This window comes from Haloarchaeobius amylolyticus (assembly GCF_042678045.1).
Taxonomy (GTDB): domain Archaea; phylum Halobacteriota; class Halobacteria; order Halobacteriales; family Natrialbaceae; genus Natrinema; species Natrinema amylolyticus_A.
In genome coordinates this window covers 61312-77453 of the sequence record NZ_JBHUDI010000002.1, presented here as the reverse complement: position 1 = coordinate 77453, position 16142 = coordinate 61312, and the positions used below count along the sequence as shown (strand labels likewise).

At 55.4% G+C, this 16142-nt stretch carries 10 protein-coding genes and 2 pseudogenes; 6 read left to right on the top strand and 6 right to left on the bottom strand.

What is annotated here, in order from left to right; translation table 11 throughout:
* On the top strand, positions 1-1816 hold a 1816-nt coding region (locus ACFR99_RS03085; protein ID WP_390284283.1), incomplete at its 5' end, for an anaerobic glycerol-3-phosphate dehydrogenase subunit C.
* Between the two features lie 168 nt (positions 1817-1984).
* On the opposite strand, the gene ACFR99_RS03080 is transcribed toward ACFR99_RS03085, so the two are convergent.
* Positions 1985-2761 carry an IclR family transcriptional regulator gene (locus tag ACFR99_RS03080; protein ID WP_390284281.1) on the bottom strand — a complete coding sequence of 259 codons (777 nt, stop codon included), beginning with the start codon at positions 2759-2761 and terminating at the stop codon, positions 1985-1987.
* 872 nt (positions 2762-3633) lie between these two features.
* Here ACFR99_RS03080 and ACFR99_RS03075 point away from each other — a divergent pair.
* The 3 genes from ACFR99_RS03075 to ACFR99_RS03065 all read left to right on the top strand — a co-directional run bounded on the left by ACFR99_RS03075 (position 3634) and on the right by ACFR99_RS03065 (position 6049).
* Positions 3634-4425 carry an electron transfer flavoprotein subunit beta/FixA family protein gene (locus tag ACFR99_RS03075; RefSeq protein WP_390284279.1) on the top strand — a complete coding sequence of 264 codons (792 nt, stop codon included), beginning with the start codon at positions 3634-3636 and terminating at the stop codon, positions 4423-4425.
* A complete protein-coding gene (locus ACFR99_RS03070; protein ID WP_390284277.1) occupies positions 4422-5375 on the top strand; it encodes an electron transfer flavoprotein subunit alpha/FixB family protein in 954 nt (317 codons plus the stop codon). Before ACFR99_RS03075 ends, ACFR99_RS03070 begins: the two co-directional genes overlap by 4 nt.
* A gap of 326 nt (positions 5376-5701) precedes the next feature.
* Positions 5702-6049, top strand: coding sequence for a cupin domain-containing protein (locus ACFR99_RS03065; RefSeq protein WP_390284275.1), 348 nt, complete (start codon positions 5702-5704; stop codon positions 6047-6049).
* Positions 6050-6971: 922 nt separating this feature from the next.
* On the opposite strand, the gene ACFR99_RS03060 is transcribed toward ACFR99_RS03065, so the two are convergent.
* Entirely contained in the window at positions 6972-8351 is a 1380-nt protein-coding gene (locus tag ACFR99_RS03060; protein ID WP_390284273.1) for an aspartate aminotransferase family protein, read from the bottom strand.
* Between the two features lie 446 nt (positions 8352-8797).
* On the opposite strand from ACFR99_RS03060, the gene ACFR99_RS03055 reads away from it, so the two are divergent.
* Positions 8798-10201, top strand: coding sequence for an APC family permease (locus ACFR99_RS03055; protein WP_390284271.1), 1404 nt, complete (start codon positions 8798-8800; stop codon positions 10199-10201).
* Between the two features lie 768 nt (positions 10202-10969).
* Here ACFR99_RS03055 and ACFR99_RS03050 read toward each other — a convergent pair.
* Both ACFR99_RS03050 and ACFR99_RS03045 read right to left on the bottom strand, forming a co-directional pair.
* Positions 10970-11334, bottom strand: a pseudogene (locus ACFR99_RS03050) (zinc ribbon domain-containing protein); the annotation flags it as partial.
* 840 nt (positions 11335-12174) lie between these two features.
* Positions 12175-12834, bottom strand: a pseudogene (locus tag ACFR99_RS03045) (aldehyde dehydrogenase family protein); the annotation flags it as partial.
* 216 nt (positions 12835-13050) lie between these two features.
* Between ACFR99_RS03045 and ACFR99_RS03040 the strand changes: the two are divergent.
* Positions 13051-13536 (top strand): Lrp/AsnC family transcriptional regulator, encoded by a 486-nt coding sequence (locus tag ACFR99_RS03040; RefSeq protein WP_390284269.1) that lies wholly within the window; start codon positions 13051-13053, stop codon positions 13534-13536.
* Between the two features lie 89 nt (positions 13537-13625).
* On the opposite strand, the gene ACFR99_RS03035 is transcribed toward ACFR99_RS03040, so the two are convergent.
* A complete protein-coding gene (locus tag ACFR99_RS03035) occupies positions 13626-14846 on the bottom strand; it encodes a CaiB/BaiF CoA transferase family protein (protein WP_390284267.1) in 1221 nt (406 codons plus the stop codon).
* A gap of 3 nt (positions 14847-14849) precedes the next feature.
* Entirely contained in the window at positions 14850-16013 is a 1164-nt protein-coding gene (locus tag ACFR99_RS03030) for an acyl-CoA dehydrogenase family protein (protein ID WP_390284265.1), read from the bottom strand.
* Positions 16014-16142 lie beyond the last annotated feature (129 nt).

The following is a 16142-nucleotide window of genomic DNA, read 5'->3' as shown; positions in this document are numbered from 1 at the left end:
AATCGACGTCGAACGGGCGTTCGACGAGGAAGAGATGGCCGATCTCTGGAAGGTGCGGAAAGCCTCCAACCCGCTTTTGAACCGCCAGCCCGGCGACGAACAGGCGCTCTCGTTCATCGAAGATGCGGCGGTCCCACCCGCTCGTCTCCCGATGTATCTCGAGCGCGTTGGCGATGTGCTCCGAGAACACGACCTCCAGGCGAGCGTCTTCGGTCACGCTGGACAGGGCGTGCTCCACATCAAGCCATTCCTGAATCTGAAGACGGAACATGACCGTGAGCGACTCCGGTCCGTTTCGGAGGCTGTCCACGAGATCGTCCTCGAGGTCGGCGGCTCCGTCTCCGGGGAACACGGTGACGGACGGCTTCGGTCTGAGCATCTCCCAGAGATGTACGGCGACGACCTCTACAGCGCGTTCTGTGAGATCAAACGTGCCTTCGACTCCGAGGACGTGTTCAATCCGGCGAAGGTCGTTCCCGCTTCGGACGGCGACCTCGCGAAAGTCGACGAGAATCTGCGCTACGAGGGATACGACCCGGAGACCGTCGACACGGCGCTTGATTTCAGTGCGGAAGAAGGGTTCGGATCGCTCGTCGAGCAATGCAACGGCTGTTCGAAGTGTCGCACGTCGGACGGCGGCGTCATGTGTCCGACCTTCCGTGGAACGGACGACGAGATCGCCAGCACGCGAGGACGAGCGAACATGCTTAGAGCAGCAATAAACGGAGATCTCGACGAGGAGACGCTCACGAGCGATCATTTTCAGGAAGAGGTGCTTGATCTGTGTATCTCTTGCAAAGCCTGCGAGACGGAGTGTCCGACCGGCGTCGACATGGCCAAACTGAAAACGGAGGCAAAACACCAACAGCACCGGACGAGCGGCGTTCCGCTTCGTGCACGCCTGTTCGGGAACGTCCGCACGCTCAACCGCCTCGGGTCCACGTTTTCACCGATTGCAAACCGACTCAAGGAGTTCGGCCCCGGCCGTCGTGTTGCCGAGGCAGTCCTGGGGATCGACCGACGACGGACGCTGCCAGATTTCGCAGCCGAACCGTTCCCCGACTGGTTTGCCGCTCACGACCCACATCCAAACGCCGGCGAGAACGGAACGGTCGCGCTCTTTCCGGACTGTTATATGGGATACAATCATCCGGCGGTCGGTAAAGCGTCCGTTCACCTTCTCGAGTCACTTGGGTACGCAGTCGAGGTGCCCGACGTGGCCTGTTGTGGGCGAGCGCCGCTCTCACAGGGGCTCGTCGAGAAGGCTCGCGGCTATGCACGACAGAATGTCGAGATACTTGTCGAGTACGTCGAGCGAGACGTGCCGATCATCGGCGTCGAACCATCCTGTGTGAGCGCGTTCAAAGAGTACGATGACCTGCTCGAGGACACTGTGAACATTCCTGAGACAACGGAAACGGTGCCCGCGTTCCTCGCCGATCGCATCCGCGCCGGCGAGGTCGAACTCCCTGACAACGGTGAGGCCACCGTCGCCTTCCACGGACACTGCCACTCGAAGGCCAAAGGCTGGGATAGTACCCCGGTCGAACTGCTCCGTGAAGCCGGCTACGACGTCCAGCCACTGGATACGACCTGCTGTGGAATGGCCGGCGCGTTTGGCTATGAGACCGAACACTACGACCTCTCAATGGCGATCGGTGACGACCTCGAGTCGAAAATCGATGCCGCTGAGGCGGATCTCATCGTCACGACTGGTGCCTCCTGTAGCCAGCAGCTCGCAGACAGGGACATCGAGACACATCATCCCCTCGAGGTGCTGGCAGCGTTACTCGAGCGGTCCAACAGCAACGATTAAGACACTCCATTCAGCGAAGAAACTGATACCAGTACTGACTCAACCGCAAATCGTTCGCCTCACCGATTCATTGGCAGCCATTCTACCGTGAGTGGATGGGCGCCCTATCTGTGTGGGTGTCCCGGGTACGTCTCGATCCAATGGGGCACTCCGTTCAAGAAGTCGAGTTCAGTTGTCAGTATAGGCTAATTTGAGCTCGATTTCGTTGACCGCTCCAAGTAGTAAATCGGGTATCTCAGATTTGAAATACTCTCCAGTGAGTCGTTTGGCTGGGCCAGCGACCGACACTGCTCCATAGGCCTCCTCGTTAAGAATGATCGGAGCGCCCACAGCTCGAATGCTTTCATGAGACTCACAATTATTAAATGCGACCCCACGCTCTCGAATTTCTGCAAACTCGGACTCGAGTTCCTCGCGAGTCGTGATCGTCTCTGCTGTTACACCATCAAGACCAGTTTGACTAATGATTTCGTCGACCTGGTTCTCAGGCATGTGCGCTAGAATTGCCTTCCCAGCTGAAAGGGTGTGGATCTGTTTATGCTTCCCTACCCAGGAGTTCGTTGGGACACCACGATCGCCAGTAAGACGACCGATGTAGACCGCATGGTTATCCTCTTCGACAACCAGATTGATTGCCTCGTCGGTTTCGCTGACGAGTTGCTCGAGAACCGGCTTGGAAGCATCAAGAAGTTCTCGGTAGTGATACTTCGCCTGTATTCCGTGGTCGAGAAGTCTTAGACCTAGTCGGTAACCATCTGGCTCTTTCACCACATAACCGAGTTCCTCGAGTGTTGTGAGGTGGCTGAACGCGGTACTATTGGCGATTCCAACCGTGTCAGCAAGTTCAACGAGACGGATGTGCCCTGCTTCATGAATCGTTTTTATAATATCGAAGGCGGTTTCCGTGGCCTTGATCCCCTGTCGTTCCCCGGGTTTGTTTGTCATTGATATGTATTTCAGCGGCCTCGAATCATGTAGTCCTTACTATCGCCATTTTCAACACCTATACTGACAGAACAAATCTTCGGCTTGGAATGAGAAGTATCAAACATGAATTTTGGAAAAATGGTTTAAAGTGGCGTATGGGAACAATATATTGGGAAAAGGAGATGATAATCGGCTGTTCACCCATTTGTCTCCTCCTACACACCATGTTTCGCCACTGCCGAAACGATATTGTTGGAACATCCACATACTATGGAATAGGGATTAGTAAGTGAGTATGAATTTTCCACTGATTCCACGAGTATTAGAGTGGATAGCGACATTGGATCAACACGATGTACCTGTCTGTCATTCAGCAGAGCCAGATGGCAGAGGTTTCTTTTTCCTATTGTCGAAATCCAGTCTCCATTCGTAAACTGATTCGGGGTTAAGTGGTTCGAGGGCCTTCGTCTCTCGTCATCAGTAATGGACTGAAAGCTGCGTTCTCAACCCTGGCTGTGGCCTTGAAACCACTGTGAATTATATCAACGAACGCGAACAGTTTGGAAACTCGACTTTGGAGGACTGCGATCACGGGAATCGTCTACGGCATCGATGGTGACGAGGTTGCGATCGACGACCGCGTTATCCCAACTGTCGAATCGAACAAGACGACGGACGAGCGCGCTCTGTTTCACAGATTAACACGTATCTCGCGACCCAGTTATGCGAAGCAAAGGTTCGTTCCATGGTTAGAGGTTACGCATTCCCCACATAGAAAGGGTTTTGATAGAAAAGAAGATGATGAGTATATCACCAGCGTTCTACTGTCAAAGTCGTTTAATACTCCGGATACGCAACATATATCCACTTGTAAAATCAAAGACCAAACGATGAAAGTTCTCGCTACGGTCAAAGAAGTGTCGACCGTCGAAGACGAGTTCGAAATCGAGGGAACCGAAATCGCAGGCCAGTACCTCGGTGCCGACTTGAACGAATGGGACGACTACGCGATCGAAGAGGCCGTCCAGCTCCAAGAAGACGGGATCGCTGACGAGGTCGTCACGGTCACCATCGGTCCAGAAGACTGTGAACAGACCATCCGACAGGCACTCGCGAAGGGTGCCGACCGCGCCGTCCGCGTCTGGGACGACGCGCTCGAGGACATCGACCTGCTCGACGTCAACGCCAAGACGGAGATCCTGAGCGCCGTCATCGAAGCCGAAGAGCCCGATCTCGTGCTCTCGGGTGTGCAGGCCGGCGATGACAGCTTCGGCGCGACCGGCGTCTCGGTCGCCGAAGAGATCGGCTTCCAGTGGGGCGCCGTCGTCAACCACCTCGAGCACGATCTCGAGGACGGCATTGCCTCCGTGCGACGCGAACTCGAGGGCGGCGTCGAGGAGTTGACCGACATCGAACTGCCGGCCGTGTTGACGATCCAGACGGGGATCAACGAGCCTCGGTATGCCAGCCTGCGCGGAATCCGGCAGGCCCAGCGCAAGGAACTCGACGTCCAGACGCTCGCCGACATCGGCGTCGACGAGAGCACGATCGAAACCGAACTCGAGTTGACAGACATGTACGAACCCGAGAGCGAAAGCGACGTGACGACCTGGGAAGGCAGCCCCGAGGAGACGGCTGGAGAGCTGGGTGACCTGCTCCGTGACAAGGGGGTGGCACAATGAGCGACGTCCTCGCAGTCGCGGACCACCGCCGCGGTGACATCCGTGATGTCAGTTACGAACTCATCACCGCCGGCCGCGAACTCGCCGACGAAACCGGTGGCGACCTCCATCTGGCGGTCGTCAGCGGCACCGTCAACGACTTCGCCGACAAACTCGACCGCGAAGGCGTCGACACCATCCACACTGTCGACCGCGGCGAGGAGTTCAACCACGACGTCTACACGCAGGCGATCACCCAGCTCTACGACGAACTCGCTCCGCAGTACGTCCTGACGCCCAACAGCGTCAACGGGCTCGACTACGCGCCCGCCGTCGCGAACGAACTCGATCTGCCGATCGTCACCGACACCATCGACCTCGAGACCGACGGCGAGACCCTGACTGCTACTCGCGAGATGTACGGCGGCAAGGTCGAGACGACCACCCAACTCGAGGGGGCTGCGGTCGTGACGATCCGCGGTGCCGAGTGGCCCGCCGCCGAGGGCACTGGCGACGCCGCGATCGAGGCTTTCGACGCTGACATCGACGAGGAGGCGGTTACCTCGACCGTCACGGGATTCGAGGAGGTCGGCGGCGGCGACGTCGACATCAGCGAGGCCGACCTGCTTGTCTCGGTCGGCCGCGGGATCGAAGAAGAGGAGAACCTCGAGATGATCCGCGAACTGGCCGACGCTTTGGACGCGACGCTGTCCTCATCGCGCCCGATCGTCGACAACGGCTGGCTGCCCAAGAACCGCCAGGTCGGCCAGTCCGGAAAGGTCGTCACGCCCGATGTCTACATCGCGATCGGCATCTCCGGCGCTGTCCAACACGTCGCCGGCATGAAAGGCTCCGATACGATCGTCGCCATCAACACCGACCCCAACGCGCCGATCATGGACATCGCCGACTACGCGATCGTCGACGACCTCTTCGACGTCGTCCCTGAACTCATCGACGAGTTCAAGTGATACATACGACTGCTATGGACCGACAACCATAGCGGAAGAGTCCTGTCGGGGACCACCAGCGCCGAATACCCGGTATTTGAGGGACTTCTACTGTCTCCCCCGATTCACAGAAGATAGAACGGATCCAGACGTTTACCAGCAGCCGGTTGAGCGTGGCAACTACGAATCTTATAGTGAGAGAAATAGGAACTGAGTGAACACTCTGCCAACCCGCATCGGCGAGTCAATGGTGACTGAGAATATCGGCGCGTTCCTTTCGTCACCGAGCTCTGGCTCATTAGCAGCATTATTATTACGATCGACAGAGGATTAACAGGTGGAAATCTATGGAACCAGTTGACTTTGACGACGCGGAAACATACGAGCCCGATGCGGGTTGGCAGCGCGTTGCGATGGCCGGCAGCAACGCGTTCACGTTCGAGTGGTTCGAGAAACCACCGGGACATAGCTCCCCAATGCATGATCACGAGAACGAACAGGTTTGTGTCTGTCTTGAAGGGACACTCACCGTGACAACTGAAGATGACAAAGTAACCCTCGAGAAATATGACTCCGTCTGGCTAGATGCGTGGGAGAGCCACCGTGTCGAAAACACGGGCGACGTTCGGGCCGTCGGCCTCGACGTGTTCGCACCTGGGCGGTCGTTCGAATTCTGGACCGATCGAGAAGAGTGATATCTACCTCGGTGTGAACGGTAGACAACGTCGTCAGCAACGGCGTGGATGACAGCACACTCGAACCATCGGTTCAAAGTTATAGCGAACTTTCCATTCGAGTCCACTCTTTCGTATATTTTGGTCTCACGACGATCAAACCCGTAGAACCCTGTCAGAAGGACCGTATCTTCTTGAATCGATTCCGGGGCTTAACTTTCAAGTCGTCTGAGTGCCGACTCAAACCCGGATGTTGTCGGAGTAAACACTCATCCCGCCGAAACGTAGTTCTGAGCCACCTCGGCGAGAAGTTCAATCTGGGACCGGTTTCGCCAATCGGCAACACGCTGCTTCAGAAAGATGTTCTTGATATCCTCCTCGAGCAAGTGGAGATTGTGGCCGAGCTCTGGTGATGGAGACGAGACAGACGGGCAGTATCACTCAGAAGCCAAGCATAACCCACTGCTTTTTATGCCTCGAGCTTTACACGTGTGGGAGAATAGTTAGTGGAAACGCTCGTGTAACGTTTCTCAACATTTTCGAAGCAAAGAGCTTATTCGTGAAGAGTGAATTTATGGCGATTGGAATGTCAATCACTTCCAGTTGAGGTCGTCAGCCATATCTCTGAATAGTGCTATGGCATTCCACACCATTCCTGTATAACGGGTAGTAGAGATCTTCTTTGGCCGTCCATAGATATTCAGCTCTGGGCTGTTTTCGAGATTGTAATCTTGTGTATACAATTGGTCAAACTCAATCGGGTGGCGATCTCTTCTGCTCCTGAAATGACTACGATAGAGTTGTTGACCTCTAGATCAATATTGTAGAGCAAACGTATGATCTTGGTTGCTGTCGGCCGCAGCGCGGTGACAGCTATCATAGACATTGATACTCACTGCACACCCGATCGCACGACAGCTATGCGATCGGTGCGTTAATTGGTTCAGTTGTTACTGGAGGGCGCGTGCTGTTCAATGGCCTCGCAGATGATATCCATTCCTGCGGTGGCCTGTTCCTGTGTGAGCACGAGTGGTGGAATCAGTCGGAGCACGTTGCCACGTCGGCCAGCAGACCACACGAGGACGCCACGTTTGTAGCAGTCTTCCTGTATGTCTTTCACCAGTTCCTTACCGGTCTGGTCTTCGCTGTCGGCGAACTCAGCGCCGATGAACAGGCCGCGACCGCGCACGTCGACAAGGCGCTCGTTCACGCCGGCGGACTCGCGAAGCCGATCGCGGATGTAGCTGCCGACCTCGCGGGCGTGGGCGAGCAGGTCGTTGTCACGGATGTACTCGATGGCGCGGACGCCGCCGACCATCGCCGGGGCATTGCCGCGGTAGGTACCGACGTGACCGCCGGCCTCCCAAGTGTCCAGGTCCTCGTGGTACATCGTTCCAGACAGCGGGAGTCCGATGCCGCCGATCGCCTTAGCCATCGGCATGGCGTCCGGTGTGACATCGTAGTGGTCGCTGGCGAACCACTCGCCAGTGCGGCCGAACCCGGTCTGGATCTCATCGACGATGAGCGGGATGTCGTTGTTTTCGGCGATCTCCTTGAGACCGGGCAGGAAGCCCTCCGGCGGGGTGACGATACCGCCTTCGCCTTGGATCGGTTCGACCCAGATGCCTGCGGGGTTCGCAAACCCACTGTAGGGGTCTTCAAGGAGTTCCCGGACGTTAGCCAGTGCTCGGTCGCTAGCTTCCTGGGGATCTAGCCCCTGCTCGTGTGCGAAGGGATAGGGCACGTGGTGGACGTTCGGGAGCATCGGCGCATAATCTTCCTTGTACTTCTTGCCCGCTGTGAGGCTGAGTGCGCCGGCACTGCCGCCGTGATATGCACCGCGGAACGCGATGAGGCCGTCACCGCCAGTGTTGTACTTGGCTAACTTGATGGTCCCCTCGATGGCGTCACTGCCGGTTGGACCGCCGAAAATGACGCGGTTGTTGTCAGGGAGCGCGCCCGGCGCGATATCGTTCAGCGCTTCGATGAGGTCCAACCGTGCCTCTGTCGGGAAGTCGATAGTGTGTGCGACCTTTTCGGTCTGTTCCTGAACGGCCTCCATCACGTACGGGTTCGAATGGCCGACGTTCAGGACGCCGATACCGGCGAAGAAGTCGAGGAACGTGTTTCCGTCGACGTCGCGGATCGTCGCGCCTTTCGCTTCCTCGATTGCGATGGGAACGACCTTTGGATACGCGACTGCGCTACTATCGACGCGTCGCTGCCGCTCGAGGAGTTTCTTCGACTCCGGCCCTGGAATTGACGTCTCGATTTCCGGCTCCTGTGTGAAGTGGAGGTCGTCGAACGTCTGTTCTACAGCCATAGTAGGACGTAGTTCTACTAAGTACTAAAAGTTTGCATTGAATCCGACACATCTATTATCGACCCACACCATATTTCACTAGCTGATCTAGCCGGTCCGAGTCGAGCGTCTCACTCACTGCTGATCCCGACTTTGATCAGTGACAAACTCGTCGTCCGTGTCTCGATAGGTCGACCCTGTTCCAGTTTCGCTTCCGCGTCCGCCGGAGCCGTGTGCATTCGGTCATAGCTCGGTACGGTAGTCGATTCGACTCCCTCGAGACGTATCATCTAGCACTGTAATCCCCTATCTTTTTTTACTGTTCATTGTTCACCGCCCCCTTCGTTTTCGACAGCGTTGTTGAATTACCTGTGCTTCGCATACGGTACTATTTGAACTGAATCCTAGAATTGGGCCATATTTTCGAACTCAGTAAGATATAAGTAGATGTGCCTAAATCGATGAGTATGGCTAACACAGAGCCAGATGGGAAATTCTCGCGCGTTCTTACGAAGCGCGACGTGTTCGTATTAGCGTTCGGTGCAATGGTCGGCTGGGGATGGATTATCCAGTCGGGGTACTGGATCAACGAGGGAGGCGTCACGGGCTCAATCCTAGCATTTGTCCTCGGATCGTTCATGGTCGCCGTCGTGGGACTCATCTACGGTGAACTCGCGTCATCGATGCCGTTCGTCGGTGGCGAACACGTTTACAGCATGCGTGCGCTGGGTCCCATTGGGTCGTTCATTTGTACCTGGTCGCTGATCCTCGGATACGTCGGCGTCGTCGTCTTCGAGGTCGTCGCGTTCCCGTCAGCACTGGCGTACGTCGTGCCTGGTTTCAACGCGATTCCACTCTGGTCGGTAGCCGGCCAGACCGTCTACGGGACGTGGGTCCTCGTCGGCGGCGTCGGTGCAATCGTCATGACGTACTTAAATTACAAGGGGGTCCAGCCAGCAGCACAGTTCCAGACGATCCTGACACTGGTCATCGGGCTCGCGGGCCTCACGCTGGCCATCGGTGCGGTGGCTAACGGTCACTCGACATCAACGCCGCCCTTTGCCGACTCCGGGATGGCCGGTGTGCTCACCGTCGCGATCATGACACCGTTCATGTTCGTCGGGTTCGACGTTATTCCCCAAGCCGCCGGGGAAGCCGACGTCTCCGAACGGACGCTCGGTCTGCTGATCGTCGCCTCCGTGTCGGTCGCCGCGCTGTTTTACATCCTCGTCATCTGGGCGTCCGGGCGAGCGCTGGCAGGTTCAGTGCTCGTTGAGAGTCCGCTTCCCGCAGCCGCCGCCATGGAGGCACTGTTCAGTAGCGCCACCATCGGGAAGATCATGGCACTGGCAGGCATCGCCGGGATCCTCACTAGCTGGAACTCGTTCCTGCTCGGTGGAAGTCGCGCCATCTACGCGCTGGCCGAATCCGGTATGTTGCCGGAGACGCTCGCGACGGTCAATCCCGAAACCAACACTCCCTCGCGGGCACTTGCACTCATCGGCGGCCTGTCGGTGCTTTCGCCGCTATTCGGGGAGCAGATGCTCATCTGGATCGTCAACGCTGGCGGGTTCGGTATCGTCGTCGCGTGGGTGATGGTCGTCATCTCCTTCCTCGTGTTACGCGTCCGCGAACCCGAAATGAACCGGCCTCTGAAGATTCCGGGAGGAAAAGCGGTTGGCGTCCTCGGTCTCGGACTGACACTCGGGTTCACCGCAATGTACTTGCCAGGAGCCCCCTCGGCGCTTCAGTGGCCCTTTGAGTGGGGGATCATCTTCGTGTGGGTCGTCCTCGGCATCGGTCTGGTTTCACAGTCGCGCCTCTCCAGCGGGGCATCACAGGTTGAAAGCCACGGGTTTGACGGGGACTAAATACCGACCGTCGTTCGCTTCTGACATCAATCACTGACGTCACGTCACGTCACTGTACCCCTTGATGTTAGACCCCGCTCTTGGGAGAGAACTGGTGACTCATCGCAGTAGCTGTACCTCACAGCGAGTATGGGTGGCGCGGATGTGCCGCTAGACAACCGATGATCCATCTCAAGACATTTGTCCGGAGCGCTGCGATCTGCGGACAGTGAGCCAGAAGGTGGTCCCTCATCGTCCTACACGAAGTCTCTAGATCGACAACTACTGAACGAAGACGATACAGTTGATTGACCATACGTCGTCTACAGGCGGAGCAGGCCGAGTGCCTCGGGGCTTGATCCCAGGCGGTTCTCGCTATAAGGGCGTTAAACTGATATCTACTGTAGCCACTGAACGTCAGTGCACACCCGATTGCACGACTGCTGTGCGATCGGTGTGTAATCCGTTTCGGTTGCTAGTATAGTATAACTAAGTTCGTGTCTTCAAGCACCCAACCATGTTTTATATCTTTCTTTTTCAAAACTAAAATATAATATCCTAAGATAGTCGAAGGTCGTATTACATCTATACACTTGTAATCCATCACTATTTTACAGACAAATTTTTTAATTTGAGTCATAAATACCATTATTGATTATTATTGTTCTCTGGCGCTGTTAAATCGGATTCGCTGACTTGGCGTGTTTGATTGACGATTCGTTATCAGGTGTGTGGTGACATCCTCCACGCCGTGAACGACGTGGAATCCCGACCACCGTTGGGATGTTCGGGTTTGCAGTCCAGGATCTGTTCTCGCAGGTCGAAAACACCCTTGCTCCGATCAAACAGATGGACTGAAGGCTGTGTCGTTCGAAAAGCATAAAGCGCCTTTCGCGATGACGAGAAACCGGAGGTCTCTAGAACCATCAACCAACCGGTATTCCAATCCTCCGTATCTGAAGGACTCCAAGTTACTTTTCGTCGGATATTCTCTGCACCATTCACATCTGCGTTCGCTGCGGTATCGCACTTCTCGCAGATGTACAATCCGCGTTTGACCCGCTGGGTGTCGTCTTTCGTTCCACAGAGGAACACATCCTTGAGAGATCACGTTCGAACTCAACCGTGACGTCGATACCGTGGGCTTCTGTCTTATCGAGAAATGGATGGTTCTGGGTTTTGTTTCTTTAAGCATATGTCGGCAGTACTCCCATTTCCGTGTCACTCGTAACTGAAATTGTAACTGTCGATGACATTCATCTTGTAACGGGTTCAAATCGTCGACGAGAAACACGCGCCATCGACATCGTGTTTCCCGCTGAGTCCAGTGAAAAATGACTGAGCGAAAATCGTCGTTGTGGTCGTTTCAAGCATTGTGGGCAACAAAACGTTTGTTTCCGGATCGATAGCGGCATACAGTCGATACTTTTCATCACCCAGCTCGACCACGATAGTATCGGCCGCAATGTGATCCGTCAATTATCAATCCTCCGACTCTAGATCCGTCTTGTGAATCCACTTATGCACGGTCGATCGGCACGTCAACGACACTAGAAATATAAATAAAATATACAATATTTGGAAGTGAGAGTTCTGCTAGAGGCAGCTGAATACTCGAGTTCGTCGCGGTGTCGCTTCTCGCTTCACAAGATCCAAATTGAGCTGGCCGAGCCTCTGATGAGGCGAACGTTTTCTGACAAGACATACAAAATATGCGGCGCCTCACCTTTCAAACCATATTTGAATACTGTTGTCTCTCTGCACAGAGGGTTGTGGGTGAATGAAGCGACTCCACCGACTGTGACCTCATTTCGCTGTATTGTCTCCGGATTTACCTCGATACGTCCTGTCGGGTAACGATTCCAGCTCCGTATGGCGATTCAACACAGTAGAATTGGAGGACAGTAGCAGGGCAAATACTCAAGCAACGCAACACAGCGGTCGACGAATGACAATTACTGTGTAAGTGCTCAATAGTCTGTTAGTCTGACCTATTATAGCCAGACAGTTTTTCTATTCACAAACTCTTGGATACCGATAGCTGATAATTCTCGACCATAACAGGAATCACCGATACCGCCAAACGGGACGCGGGGGTCCGACTTGACGAGTTGGTTAACATAGACACATCCTGCATTGATATCACGGGCTAGTCGTTCGCCCCGAGCTCGGTCAGCGGTCCAGATACTTGTTCCTAGTCCAAACCGCGTATCGTTGGCAACCTCGAGCGCTTCGGCTTCGTCACTAGCGTGATAGACTGTCGCGACAGGACCGAACAACTCTTCGGAATCTGCTGGACAGTCTGCTGGGACGTCTTTCAGAACAGTTGGCTTGTAGTATGCCCCTGGTCGGTCGAGCGGTTCACCACCAGTTAGTACTGTTGCTCCAGCATCGACGCTGGCGGTCACCTGCTCATGAAGATCATTGCAGAAGTCGGCTCGAGCTTGCGGGCCGATATCCGTCTCTTCATCGAGTGGATCGCCGATGGTCAATGCTTCGGCTTCCTCAACCAACTGTTCTACAAATTCATCATAGACGGCGTCGTGGACGACAAATCGTTTTGCAGCGATACACGATTGGCCGCCGTTCTGATTGCGTGCCCACGCGCCTTTCTCAGCCACATGTTCGATGTCAGCATCGTCAAGGACAGTGAATCGCCTCGGGGTCAAGCCCCGGGGTATTCGCCTTGACCGCCGATAAATCTAGCTAACATGGCAGATATTAAATATAGTTCAAAATATTGGAGTTGTGCTGAACTCATAATGCTTATACGCTGAACAGGCGCAATACCTCGGTCTCGGCCACCCAGTCACCTAACCAATATTCTTATACACGTGACGCTATTATTGGATAGTATTCAGGATTCACCCATGGATGAGAAAGATATTCGGATTTTATCGGCAATCGCCAGAGATGGAACAGCGAGCCCGGAAAAGATTGAGGATGCGACTGGAATACCGAAGTCGACGGTTCACTATCGGTTGAACCAGCTCCGCGAATCCGGTGTCATCACTAACGATCTCTATGATCTCGACCTGGAGAAAGTCGGCATCTCCATCACACTCATTTCGGAAATTTGGGCGGAGTTCGAGGAGGGGTATCATGAAACTGTTGGTGAGAAACTCGCCTCAGTCGAGGGTGTCAACCAGGTGTACTTTACCATGGGTGATACCGACTTCATCGTAATTGCTCACGTGACGAGCCGTGAGATGGTCGAGTCGCTCGTCGAAGACTATGAAGCCATTAGCGAGATCGAGCGAACGTCCTCAAAGTTTGCCATTAAGACGGTCAAGGATGAACAGAACCCACTCAACGACTTCGATGTCGAGACGCTCATCGAGGAGCTTGCCGACTGATTCGACCACGGCTCGCCCATGTCCTAGTCTTTGCTGACCAGGTGAACAATCATGGGTTGGGTGATCCGTTGAACTTCCGTTATTTTTCTTTAGATAACGTCACGATCGGCGAGTTCTGCGATCATCTCGTCATCGTACCCGAACTCGTTGAGGATTTCTTTGGTATGTTCGCCGAGCACCGGTGGGTGCCGCTCAATCGCGGTTGGCGTCCGTGAGAAGTGCATCGGACTTCCTGCCATTTCCACAGACCCGATAGTGGGGTGGTCGACGGTCTGGTGCATGTTTCGTGCCTGAACCTGTGGACTTTCGAATACGTCTTCCATATCACGGACCCGACTAGCCGGGACGCCGGCGTCCTCCATCCGCGCGACAGCCTCGGTAGTTGAATACTGTGCGAACTCTGCGTTGAGAATTTGATCGAGTTCCGAGCGATTCGCAACGCGATCAGCGTTGACTGCGAAGCGCTCATCGTCGATCAGGTCCTCGCGGTCGAGTGCGTGGCAGAATTTCGGCCAGATGTTCTCGGAAGCGGTCGCGACTACGACGTAGCCATCGGTGGTCTCGAACGCCTGATAGGGCGCAATCGTCGGATGTTGGCTTCCCATGCGACCTGGTGGGTCGCCCGTCGCGAAGTAGTACGATGCCATATAACTCATCCATGCAACCTGTCCGTCGAGTAGGCTGATGTCTATCTTCTGGCCGTTACCGTCACCAAGTTCCCGATAGAGCAGCGCTGCGAGGATGGCCTGCGTAGCATACATGCCAGCCCCGATGTCAGCGATCGCAACACCGACACGCACCGGAGGCCCGTTTTCTTCGCCAGTAATACTCATCAGACCACCTTCGGCCTGCATCATGATGTCATAGGCAGGTCGGTCTTTCTGTGGCCCCCACTCGCCGTAGCCCGACAGCGAACAATAAATCAGTTCAGGGTTTAGCTCGCTGAGCGTCGAGTAGTCCAATCCCCACTCTTCCATCTTCCCGACCCGGAAATTCTCGACGAGAACATCGGCCTCTGATGCCAAGTCGCAGAATACCTCGCGCCCCTCTTCGCTTGCGAGGTTTAGCGTCAGCGAGCGCTTGTTGCGGTTTACACTGACATAGTAGGCGCTCTCTTCACCATAGGTCGGCGGGTGCCAGCCACGAGTCTGGTCGCCACCGTCCGGCCGTTCGATCTTGATAACTTCCGCGCCCAGGTCGCCCAACTGCATCGTACAGAACGGTCCGACAAGGACTCGCGAGGCATCAAGGATTGTCAGTCCCTCGAGAGGCTGGTCGTCGCCATCGGGAGTGCGTGCCTCGCCAGTCATGGATCACTCGTAGGCAGCAATACCGGTGAGATCCTCGCCGAGAATAAGGGTGTGGATGTCGTGAGTGCCCTCGTAGGTATAGACTGTCTCGAGGTTAGCCATGTGACGCATCGGCGAGTAGTCCGCCGTAATCCCGTTGCCGCCAAGCATCTCGCGGGCAATGCGTGACTGGTCGCGGGCCATCCGAACGTTGTTGCGTTTGGCCATCGAGACGTGCTGAGGGCGCATATCACCGCGTTCTTTGAGATCCGCGAGTCGGTGGGCGAGTAGCTGGGCGAGCGTGATCTGGGTAGCCATCTCGGCGAGCTTGTCCTGCTGGAGCTGGAAGCGGGCGATTGGACCGCCGAACTGGTCGCGGTCAGTGGCATACTGGCGTGCAGTCTCAAAGGCGTCCTGAGCGGCTCCGATGGCACCCCAAGCAATACCGTAGCGGGCCTGGGTGAGACAAGACAGTGGCCCCTTCATGCCGGAAACGCCGGGAAGAACGTTTTCCTCGGGGACAACCACGTCGTTGAGGCCGATCTCGCCGGTGATCGAAGCTCGCAGAGAGAGTTTCTCGTCAATCTTGTTCGTACTGACGCCGTCGCGGTCGGTCTCGACCAAAAAGCCCCGGACGGGTGTGTCAGGGTCGGTCTGGTCACGGGCCCAGACGATAGCCACGTCGGCGATGGGGGAGTTGGTGATCCAGGTTTTCGAGCCGTTCAGTAGGTATCCCTCATCGGCTTCTTCAGCACGAGTTTCCATGGCGGTGGGATTCGAGCCATGTTCAGGCTCAGTGAGGCCGAAACAACCGACGGCCTCGCCAGAGCCTAGTTGGGGGAGCCAGTGTTCTTTCTGTTCCTCGCTTCCATAGGCGTGGATTGGGTACATGACGAGTGCGCCCTGGACGCTCGCCATTGAGCGCAGGCCTGAGTCACACGCCTCCAGTTCCTGCATCAGCAGGCCATAGGCCTTCTCGCTGACATTGGGAGAGCCATATCCTTCGAGATTAGGCGCGTAAAAGCCCATCTCACCCATTTTCTGGATGAGATCTGTGGGGAAGGTACCTTCGATCCAGTGTTCGCCGATATCGGGCCGCACCTGTTCGTCGACGAACTCCCGCGCAGACTCTTGGATCATCTTCTCTTCCTCTGAAAGGTCCGCTTCCACTCCGAAGTAGTCGAGCATGGGTCTACACATAGTCCCAATATATAATAAAATTTTGGATCGAGTGCATTCTACAGCACTATAGTTGTACCAGTCATAATCAGAGTGGTTCGTATGTAAGTATGAGTTTAGTCCCTACCTCATTTCTTA